The organism is Pseudomonadota bacterium (assembly GCA_026388215.1).
Classification (GTDB): Bacteria; Desulfobacterota; Syntrophorhabdia; order Syntrophorhabdales; family Syntrophorhabdaceae; genus JAPLKF01.
The window spans coordinates 1-9,549 of the sequence record JAPLKF010000188.1 but is presented as its reverse complement, the minus strand read 5'-3'; the positions used below and the strand labels follow the sequence as shown (position 1 = coordinate 9,549).

Annotated in this window: 15 protein-coding genes and 2 pseudogenes; 10 read left to right on the top strand and 7 right to left on the bottom strand. The window is 46.6% G+C overall.

Annotation, left to right across the window (positions count from 1 at the left end; genetic code table 11):
• Positions 1-70: 70 nt before the first annotated feature.
• The 7 genes and pseudogenes from NTU69_10235 to NTU69_10205 all read left to right on the top strand — a co-directional run bounded on the left by NTU69_10235 (position 71) and on the right by NTU69_10205 (position 3,582).
• A complete protein-coding gene (locus tag NTU69_10235) occupies positions 71-223 on the top strand; it encodes a hypothetical protein (GenBank protein ID MCX5803887.1) in 153 nt (50 codons plus the stop codon).
• 74 nt (positions 224-297) lie between these two features.
• Entirely contained in the window at positions 298-459 is a 162-nt protein-coding gene (locus NTU69_10230) for a hypothetical protein (protein ID MCX5803886.1), read from the top strand.
• Between the two features lie 38 nt (positions 460-497).
• Positions 498-937, top strand: a pseudogene (locus tag NTU69_10225) (arsenate reductase ArsC).
• Positions 907-1,824, top strand: a complete 918-nt coding sequence (locus NTU69_10220) for a cation diffusion facilitator family transporter (protein ID MCX5803885.1) — start codon at positions 907-909, stop codon at positions 1,822-1,824. Before NTU69_10225 ends, NTU69_10220 begins: the two are co-directional and overlap by 31 nt.
• Positions 1,825-1,870: 46 nt before the next feature.
• Positions 1,871-2,647, top strand: a complete 777-nt coding sequence (locus tag NTU69_10215) for a DUF169 domain-containing protein (protein MCX5803884.1) — start codon at positions 1,871-1,873, stop codon at positions 2,645-2,647.
• Positions 2,648-2,713: 66 nt separating this feature from the next.
• Positions 2,714-3,028, top strand: a complete 315-nt coding sequence (locus NTU69_10210) for a ferredoxin family protein (GenBank protein ID MCX5803883.1) — start codon at positions 2,714-2,716, stop codon at positions 3,026-3,028.
• 32 nt (positions 3,029-3,060) lie between these two features.
• Positions 3,061-3,582, top strand: coding sequence for a Fe-S cluster protein (locus tag NTU69_10205; GenBank protein ID MCX5803882.1), 522 nt, complete (start codon positions 3,061-3,063; stop codon positions 3,580-3,582).
• Positions 3,583-3,720: 138 nt separating this feature from the next.
• Here NTU69_10205 and NTU69_10200 read toward each other — a convergent pair whose 3' ends face one another.
• From NTU69_10200 to NTU69_10170, 7 genes are all read right to left on the bottom strand, one after another.
• Positions 3,721-4,023, bottom strand: a complete 303-nt coding sequence (locus NTU69_10200; protein MCX5803881.1) for a hypothetical protein — start codon at positions 4,021-4,023, stop codon at positions 3,721-3,723.
• 3 nt (positions 4,024-4,026) lie between these two features.
• Positions 4,027-4,617, bottom strand: coding sequence for a protein phosphatase (locus NTU69_10195; protein MCX5803880.1), 591 nt, complete (start codon positions 4,615-4,617; stop codon positions 4,027-4,029).
• Positions 4,618-5,142: 525 nt separating this feature from the next.
• Positions 5,143-5,388: a UXX-star (seleno)protein family 1 gene (locus tag NTU69_10190; protein MCX5803879.1), complete on the bottom strand. Its 246-nt coding sequence runs from the start codon at positions 5,386-5,388 to the stop codon at positions 5,143-5,145.
• A 30-nt stretch (positions 5,389-5,418) separates the two neighbouring features.
• Positions 5,419-5,577 carry a hypothetical protein gene (locus tag NTU69_10185; GenBank protein ID MCX5803878.1) on the bottom strand — a complete coding sequence of 53 codons (159 nt, stop codon included), beginning with the start codon at positions 5,575-5,577 and terminating at the stop codon, positions 5,419-5,421.
• Positions 5,578-5,944: 367 nt separating this feature from the next.
• Positions 5,945-6,166, bottom strand: a complete 222-nt coding sequence (locus NTU69_10180) for a hypothetical protein (protein ID MCX5803877.1) — start codon at positions 6,164-6,166, stop codon at positions 5,945-5,947.
• Between the two features lie 67 nt (positions 6,167-6,233).
• Positions 6,234-7,343, bottom strand: coding sequence for an ACR3 family arsenite efflux transporter (arsB, locus tag NTU69_10175; GenBank protein ID MCX5803876.1), 1,110 nt, complete (start codon positions 7,341-7,343; stop codon positions 6,234-6,236).
• Positions 7,344-7,360: 17 nt separating this feature from the next.
• Positions 7,361-7,711 (bottom strand): metalloregulator ArsR/SmtB family transcription factor, encoded by a 351-nt coding sequence (locus NTU69_10170; protein MCX5803875.1) that lies wholly within the window; start codon positions 7,709-7,711, stop codon positions 7,361-7,363.
• A 98-nt stretch (positions 7,712-7,809) separates the two neighbouring features.
• Here NTU69_10170 and NTU69_10165 point away from each other — a divergent pair.
• From NTU69_10165 to NTU69_10155, 3 genes and pseudogenes are all read left to right on the top strand, one after another.
• A pseudogene (locus tag NTU69_10165) lies at positions 7,810-7,965 on the top strand (arsenical-resistance protein).
• 37 nt (positions 7,966-8,002) lie between these two features.
• Positions 8,003-8,803, top strand: a complete 801-nt coding sequence (gene arsM, locus NTU69_10160) for an arsenite methyltransferase (GenBank protein MCX5803874.1) — start codon at positions 8,003-8,005, stop codon at positions 8,801-8,803.
• A 194-nt stretch (positions 8,804-8,997) separates the two neighbouring features.
• Positions 8,998-9,423: a thioredoxin family protein gene (locus tag NTU69_10155; GenBank protein MCX5803873.1), complete on the top strand. Its 426-nt coding sequence runs from the start codon at positions 8,998-9,000 to the stop codon at positions 9,421-9,423.
• The last annotated feature ends 126 nt before the right edge of the window (positions 9,424-9,549 follow it).

The window sequence follows — 9,549 nt, the reverse complement described above, 5'->3', positions numbered from 1 at the left end:
TATCATCAATGCCCTCGAGTGGATAAGGGCTAAGACATCTGAGCCAAAGGAAAAACAGTAAGGTCGGTTTGTGATAAAAGGTAATGCCATAGCGGTAATCAGTTTCGATACCGATGAGTTCTATACAATAAAACGGATAGTTCTCGATAATGACAGGGAGGCAGCAGTAGAATTCTTGAAAAGGCTTGATAGGCGGATAGACGAGGCTATATCTCCAAAGTGAAGACCTGTTTTCGAACTCGCCGGTGCGGGTTCTCATTCCGATAAATAGGAAAATTTGTACAGCGAGGTAAAGAGATGAAAAAGATAGTCATAGTTGCGGTACTTCTCGGAATCGGTTTTATCATTCAGTCCTGTGCGGCCTTTTATTCATGCGGAACCGGCGGACCTGTTCCTCAACATTATCAACAGACAGCGCCGGAGGCCAATAAAGCCGAACCCACATCTATAAACAAATAGCCCTATGGGATTCATGTTACACAGAGGCAGGAGGGTTTATGGAAAAAACAAAGGTACTTTTTGTCTGTGTCCATAATGCAGCGCGGAGTCAGATGGCAGAGGCATTGTTGAATAGCCTTGCAGTGGATGTCTTTGAGGCTCAGAGCGCCGGCCTTGAACCGGGGACGTTAAACCCCCTGGCAGTGGAAGTGATGAAAGAGGCGGGCATCGACATCTCCGGCAACAAGACAAAGAGCGTATTTGATTTCTACAAAGACGGGAAGCTCTTTTCTTATGTAATAACGGTCTGCGATGCGGCAAGAGCCGAGCAGTGTCCCATTTTCCCCGGACTACTCACAAAACAATCCACTGGAGCTTTGAAGACCCCTCGTCGTTTAGGGGAAGCCATAAAGAGAGGCTGGAGAAGACGAGAAAGGTGCGGGATGCCATACGGGAAAGGATTAAGACATGGGTCAAAGAGATAACAGAAAAGGCCTAATCATAAGCCTTGCCATTACCCTTGCCCTCTTTGGGGTAGAGGTCATAGGCGGTATTATAAGCAACAGCCTTGCCCTCTTAAGCGATGCAGGCCATGTCGTGACGGATGCACTTGCGCTGGGCTTGAGCCTCGTTGCAGCACAAATATCAGGAAAAGCCCCGGACGGTCGTGCCACCTTCGGATACCGGAAGGTCGGTATCCTTGCTGCCCTTATAAACGGGGTTAGCCTCCTTGTCATTCCTGCCTTCATCTTTGTGGAATCGTACCAGCGGCTCCTTTCACCGCCCACAATCCATGTCCGCTCAATGCTGACAATCGCCGTCGTCGGTCTTCTCGGGAATCTCATCATGACGTGGATTCTTGGCAGGAAGCACGAGGACCTCAATGTCAAGAGCGCCTGGCTTCATGTCCTCGGAGACACCCTTTCATCTGTTGGCGTTATCATTTCCGGCATAGTTGTAACATTGACGGATTGGCCTTATGCAGACCCCATAGCCGGAGCTGTCATCGGCATCATTATTGTCTTTGGTGGGGTTCGTCTCGTAAAGGATACGTTGGCAATCTTTCTCGACCTTACCCCGAAAGAGTTAAGTGTAAAGAAACTCTCCCAATGGATTGCTGGAATCCCCGGTGTCCAGGGAATCCATGATGTTCACCTATGGCCTGTGGGGTACAAGGCATATGCCTTCTCCGCTCACATCCTGGTGGATGACCAGAAGGTGAGCGAAGCGGAGCAGGTCAAAGAGGCGGTGACGGAAATGCTCCATGAAACCGGCATTTATCACGTGACACTCCAGTTGGAGGCATATGAATGCGATAATAACGGCATGTTTTGTGGAGTAAAGGAAATCGGTGGTGATGACGGGCTGAGCGACCATCACCAGTGAGGTGGTTTTTTGAGCAGGGAGATTTTTTAGAGCCAGGAGGTTATATATGTCCGGCAAAATAACAGTAGGCAGTGTTCGAGAAATGGGGCGGAAAATTGTTTCCATCGTGGGTCTTGCCACCCATCCAGTTGGTGTGAGGTTTCTCCGGGGCTACGAAGAGAATGGGGATGACCCAGGAGAACCCCAATCTCTCCGGTATTGTCAGGCCTTGATGAAGGCAAGACGAAGAGAAAAGGTATTGATAAATGCGGATACCATTACCTGTCCCGCCGCCGCTTCTGTTTTTGGTTTCAAGCAATTACCGGAGGGGTTGCGCTCAGGGAAAGGGCTCGTGGGCTTCGGGATCGTTAAAGATGAAGCAGTAGGAAAAAGGATGTTTGAGCGTATGCCCCGATTGAAACTGGATAGCATTGCGGGCCTGTCATTATATCCCCTCGTGGAAGCAGATGAAATTCCCGATGTTATCGTAGTGGAAGACGAGGTGGAAAGGCTCATGTGGATAGTGCTCGGCTATCTCCACGCGAAAGGCGGGGATCGGGTCCTCTCTTCGACAGCGGTCCTTCAGGCAACCTGCGTTGACTCTACCATCACCCCCTATCTTGACCAGAGGCTCAATCTGAGCTACGGGTGTTACGGCTGCAGGGATGCAACGGATATCGGAAGCGGTGAGGCGGTGCTCGGATTTCCCGTTTCAGACTTACCAGCCATTGTCGAACACCTGACTTTCCTGGCACAAAAGGCAATACCTGCCTCGAGAGGGAAAAATGCACTGGCAGCCCTTCGGGGAAGAGAAGGAAACAACACGGATTGCACTGCCCTATAAGTGGGCAATAGTTATTATCCCTCCGGCCCGTTATGCGGGATACGGAACTTTGAAGGAGGAATTACAATGGCCTGGTTAATTGGATATCCAAGAGCAAAGATTGATTGGTTTCCCACAATCGACCCGAAAAAATGCGTTAAATGCGGCATGTGTATGAACTGCGGCAAAGCAGTATACGACTGGACAGAGGACGGTCCCCGAGTCGGTCGGCCCTACGCCTGTATCGTTGGCTGCTCAACCTGTGCAAACCTATGCATGGGCAAGGCGATAGGCTTTCCCGACATAGAAGGGGTGCGCGCGATCTACCGGAAGGAACACATATGGGCAAAGGTAAAGAAACAATTGAAGGAGGAAGGGAAGTTGAAGACTGAAAAACAATAAAAGCTAGCGATGGCGATTTGGAGGCCTATCGAATGCTCCTCACCGGATATGTAAAACAAATTTTTAGACCCACGTGCAACCCGAGTTTTGAATCGGTTCATTGCATCGCCCATCTCGATGAAGATATTTCGGAAGTGTTGCCCTATCTGAACACCCTGTTGGGAGGCACGGAATACTTTCGGGACCCGCCTGAAGTGATGTTCCACCATTACGGCAAGATCATCAAGGTTGGGGCAAGAGAGGTTGCCATCAATGCGCTTGAGGACGAGGACGAAGCAGAACGCATGCTCACGTGGTTGAAAGACCAGATCAACGAAGCTTGGGCAAACCGTGAGGGCATTATTCCTAAGTATGAGGGCAGAAGAAAGCCTAAGATTATAGAGGTACTCAAGCTTCTGCCGAGGACGAACTGTAAAAAATGTGGTAGGCCCACCTGCACTGTCTTTGCTGCCCAGGTGGTTGAAGGGGGGCGCGGGCCGGAGCACTGTCCTGATCTTACCGATGAGAATCGTGAGAAGTTGATGGCTTATCTGGCCGGATGTGATTTTGATTGATAGATGACAACAAGCAAGGCTGCCCCTTGAACAAGGCAACTTGTCCAATCGTGCAGCCTTTTATGGAGAGCGCTTTCCTGCGCATCCTTTAAACCAACCCGCGAAGCCCCATTTTCTTTTCGCTGGTTTTATCTCGCCCTAGGGCATATTCCCGGCTTTGCCCTTTTCTCTTGCCTCAAAAAACTTTTGATATTCTTTAAGCACTACGGCTTCGTATTGTGACCGCTGTGAAGAAGGGATGTAATTTTTTTCTGATAATCGATCTACCAGCTCATTGGCAACAGACGGTTCGGGTTTTTTCCCTTCCCTGTAAGCGTCATCAAAGATACTGTCCAAGCCGATTACCCCCGCCTGAGAACCATCAGGGAAGGTGAGTAAACGATATCCCTCGGTTACTGGTGCGCAGCAAGGACCACTTCCTTGATTTATTTGTGCAGACATGGTTTACCTCCTTTCGCATGACTGTAGTAGCGCATACAATTCGTCTGTTGACGCATTTCCGCGTTCAACCGCCTCACAGGGGTTTCTCCCCATTTTCTTCACCACTTCCAAGGCTTGCTCAACGGAGAACCCCCGCCCATGAACGAGCCAGGCGGTATGAACAAAACCCGTTCTTCCCCTTCCACCTGCGCAGTGGACAACGACCGGCTCACCCTCTAAACATGATTCTGTTAAGAAAATAAGGATCCGCCTCAGCATTGTTGCTCTGCAAAGATGGTAATCTTCTATAAGTGCCCCCAAAACACGGGTCTCTCCAAATTCCCTCTGGTATATCCCTAACAAATCTACAATGTAGTACCCGAGTTGACTTGGAGGTAAAAGACAGCACACCCGTATCATACCCCTATTTTTCATGAAAGAAATCCACCTTTTTACAACGCTTTCAGGTATTGATCGTGCGCCATAACCGGGCATCTGGGCACCGAATACGATTTGCTCTTCTGTGTACGCAGGACCAAATGTTGACCCTACGGTTCGTCCAAGGAATCGGGTAAGCTCAAAAAATTTTTCTCTGGTAAGCTGTTTATGTTCCATGCGAAATACTGATTAAGTTAAGTCTCAGAAATTGCGTTCACTCGCGCAAATCTCTTCTACCCCCTGTTTACTCAGCCACTCCAAATCAATTCAGAACCCAGTCGTTTTATTTTACCTCCCATGCTATTTTAACCTCTGTCGTGCGAACATTTTTTGCCGTTGCTTCCATTCAACAGCAGCCTCCACTCGTTGGCAGGCTCGATGTAAGTTGAAATCCTGATCCGCCGACAGACTCAACGAAATCAACTCGAATAGGCTTGGCTTTTCCAAACAGATCCTTGTCAACGGCAAATGTTATGCCCTGATCAGCGAATGTAAGATCATTTTCCTGTGGCTGATCCAGAGCCATGCCCAGACTGGACCCGCCTCACCCGGCTTGCAGGAGTATTCTGATGGTGTACGGTGTTTTCTGTTTCTCTAAAAAGTTTTTGATGATGCTACCTGCCTTTTCTGTAACTTCAAACATACTGCCTCCTTGGTATCTTTTTTGTTTGTGGTCTCTCACCGGGAGACCCCTTTAATCGGTCAGGTCCCCCCGAAAAGAGGGATACCGCCTCGCAGGGAAGCATCACCCGCGAAGCCGGCCTTTACCTTTTCTCCCTCGACTATGACCGGAACCTCCATCTTTCCTCCGGAGTAAGTGAGCATTTCCTTCAATTTCTCCGGGCCTTCATTCACATTGATATAGATGGCCCTATCCCCGTAGGCTGCCCGAGCCTGGTTGCAGAAGGGTCACGTATCCGTGCCGTAAATGATAATCTTGTTCGCCATGATGCTGTTCCTCCTTTTCAAGGATTCTTATCAGTCATTCACCTGTTTTAATGTTGGTCTCTTATCGCCAATCGGGATCATTTGATAGTGGCCTGCTCTATCCTTCAATCCGACAATCTGCTTCGGCAGCCTCCACTCAGCAACATCATAGGGTGTCTTATGACCCTTTGTTTTTGGTTCGACCCTCAACGTACTCTTCGTACTCCTTCAGAAGGATATAAGCGTACTCTCTGCGGGTAACCTCCGACTGGGGGATAAAGTTCTGTTGGGCTTCCAACCTTTTGATGATCTCTTCGACGGTCTTCTTATTCGCCTGTCTGCCTTCAGAGTAAAGGTCGGCCAGTATTTCGTCTAAACCATTAACAGTGACCTTTGTACCGTCAATAAACCTTAGCGTACGCCGACTAACTGTCGACGCTTCGGGCTCTCCTCATGTAATTCAACCTATCTTGTCAAACAGTGACATATTTCACCTCTTAAATAAGGTAAAGCGCTGAAGGAGTATGGCCGCCTTCGTCCAATGGTTCACTTCACTTGCATAAAGATGAGAAAATCCTCAGATGCTATTTTTACCCATCATGCCCATCATTTTCATCATGCCCTGCATATCCATATTGCCCGATTTTATCATCTCCGCGCATAGCGGCATCATCTCCGTCATCATCTTCTGAGGATTTTTGCTGAATATCTCGCAGAATGAGGGCATTACCGACTTCATGAAAGCTATCTTTTCTTCATCTGTAAGCCTGCTGAATTTGTCCTTTAGTTCGTCTGCCATTGTCATGGTTTTTTTTCCTTTCGTGTTTAAAGTCTTTAGCCGTTCAATGGTTTCTGGGTGCGATATTTCAGCTTTGGCCCCCTTTTGGGTTACAGCTTACATAGCACACGCCAGTTGGCGTCTCTACTGCATAGGGAAAATATTTCCTCTTTATCCATAAGGAAAGATGAACAAGGTTGATCAGAACCGGCACTTCCACAAGGGGCCCAATAACGGCGGCAAAGGCCTGGCCGGAGTTGATCCCAAAAACCGCAACAGCTACCGCGATGGCAAGCTCAAAATTGTTTGATGCAGCGGTAAACGAGAGGGTTGCGGCCTGACCATAATGCGCTTTTACCTTTGCGCTCATGTAGAAGGAAACAAGGAACATAATAACAAAGTAGATCAGTAGCGGAATGGCAATACGCACCACATCAAGCGGTATTTTTACGATGAATTCGCCTTTTAGTGAGAACATGACAAGGATGGTGAAGAGAAGGGCAATCAGGGTGATGGGGCTGATCTTCGGGATGAACTTCTCGTGATACCACGTCTTGTCCTTGACCTTGATCAACACAAACCGGGTGATTACACCGGCAATGAAAGGAATTCCAAGATAAATAAAAACACTCTCCGCAATCTGGCCAATGGTGATATCCACAACAACCCCCTTAAGCCCGAGCATAGGCGGGAGGACTGTAATGAAGATATACGCATAGACGGAAAAGAACAGTACCTGGAAGATTGAATTAAAAGCGACGAGTCCCGCACAGTATTCCGTATCACCCTTCGCAAGATCGTTCCAGACAATGACCATAGCGATGCACCGGGCAAGACCAATCATAATGAGGCCCACCATGTATTCCGGGTAGCCCCTGAGGAAAACAATGGCAAGGATAAACATGAGGATAGGTCCCACTACCCAGTTCTGAACGAGAGAGAGCCCTAAAACCTTATAATTCTTGAAGACCTCCCCGAGTTCCTCATATTTTACCTTTGCGAGAGGTGGGTACATCATCAAGATGAGACCAATGGCGATAGGGATATTGGTAGTCCCTGATTGAAACTGATTCCAGAAGTCAACCACCCCAGGGGAGACATAACCCCAGCCCACTCCAACGAACATTGCCAAAAAAATCCATAAGGTTAAAAAACGGTCAAGAAAAGAAAGCTTCCTGCTAATCTGTTCTCCAGCCATCCTTTACACCCTCCTTACTATGAATTAATGTTTTCACATCTCTTCTGCTTCTTTGCTTCTTCCATCTTTTTGAAATCTTCTTCAAACAAGGGTTGATGGGCTAATTGTTCCTTCATAAGATTGAGTTGCGCCTGAGAGATTTCATCTAAGGGTTCTTTTAAAGAATAGTGCATCCATATGCCAACCCTTTTGCTGCTCACTAATCCGGAGTGCTTCAGATAAGCGAGGTGCCTTGAAATCTTAGACTGCGGCTCTCCAAAAATGCTCATCAAATCGCACACACAGAGTTCGCCGTGTATGAGAAGCATTATAATTCTGAGCCTCATTTCTTCTGAAAGTGCCCTGAATATCTGGGTTATCTGTTCCATATTGCTCTACCTCATTGTATAACTATAACCGTATATGCGGATATATACATAATATATGCTTGACATTGCTACCATGTCAAGTGCAAAATATTTACTATAATAACTTCGAGCTTGCCATTGCAGTGGCTGTTGCAGTCTTCGGAATTAATTCCGGTGAGGCATTTGCAGCAGTTATAGGTCCGCTCGTAGAAGTCCCTGCTTTAATCAGTCTTGTAAATGTGGCATTATACTTTAAGAGAAAATATTTTGAATGATTGTTGAATAGCAAAAGCCAAAAAAGGAGAAGTTCTGATGGATAAAAACAGAGCAAAGAAAGCTGTGAAGGAGGCTTACGGAAAGATCGCTCAGGGAAAATCAAGTTGCGGGTGTGGTACCTCTGTGCCTGATAAGAGGGAATTTGCTAAATCTATAGGCTACTCGGAAATAGAGCTTAAGGTAATCCCTGATGAGGCAAACCTGGCACTTAGTTGTGGAAATCCAACGGCGCTGGCAAACCTTAAAGAAGATGATATTGTTCTCGACCTTGGGTCAGGAGCTGGGTTTGATTGCTTTCTTGCTTCCTCAAGGGTTGGTATAAACGGTAAGGTGATTGGTGTGGACATGACCCCTGAGATGGTTGAAAAAGCGAAGGAGAACGCATTGAAGATTGGGGCTCAAAACGTTGAGTTCAGGCTCGGAGAGATTGAAAAATTACCCGTGGATGACAGCTCAATCGATGTAGTAATAAGTAATTGTGTAATCAATTTGTCAATTGACAAGCAAAAGGTTTTTAAAGAAATCTACAGGGTCTTAAAGCCTGGTGGGAGAGTTGCCATTTCTGATATTGCCTTATTGAAAGAACTTCCGGCATACATTAAAGAAAGCGTTGAAGCGTATGTCGGTTGCGTTGCAGGGGCAATACTTATCGATGAATATGAAAAACTTTTAGAAACGTCGGGTTTGAAAAATACTAAAGTTACAATTAAAGGTTTTTCGTCATGTTGTGATCAAAGTACCAACGACCCTATAGGCAAGGCCATCTCGGATAGCGTATGTGGAGGCAAATCGTTACAAGAATATGTAGTAAATGTCTATGTGGAAGGGTACAAATGAAAAGATTATTATTGGCTGTTTTAATCTTTGCTGTGGGATGTCTCGCATATTCCTGTTCCTCAACCTGTAGTGCTTGCCAGCAAGGTAAGGGTACTTATATTACAAGCGATCAGGGGATTGGGAGGAATGAATAATGCAAAAATATAACGATTATTTTGATTATTGATAATACTAAGAAAGGAAGAGATAAAATATTGAATAGTTTTAAAAGGAATGTGATTACTATTGGATTTTTTGTATTGATTGCAATAGTTATTGCCATTCCCCCAGTGACTTCTGAGGGAAAGAATGTAAAAACTCCCTCTGCTTCAAAGTCCCTCCCGCGTTTAGTGGATATCGGTGCAAAACAATGCATCCCGTGCAAGATGATGGCACCAGTACTGGAAGAATTAAAGCGGGATTACGCGGGCATTCTGAACGTTGAATTTATTGACGTATGGGAAAATCCGAATGCAGGGCAAAAATATGGTATACGTGCTATTCCGACCCAGATTTTCTATAATGCCTCAGGAAAGGAGCTTTACCGGCATATGGGGTTCATGTCGAAGGAGCAGATTTTAGATACATTCAAGAACCTGGGGGTTGAGTTGAAAAAAAGTCCAGGTCAGAAGAAAAAGTAAGAGGACATACTCAATATGATTGAAAAGCTCTTTATCGTTCTTGCCAGCGCTGTTCAGGGAACGCCTGCGTTTGCTATCGGCGCAGCATTTCTCTGGGGTATCCTGAGCATGGTCTTAAGTCCCTGC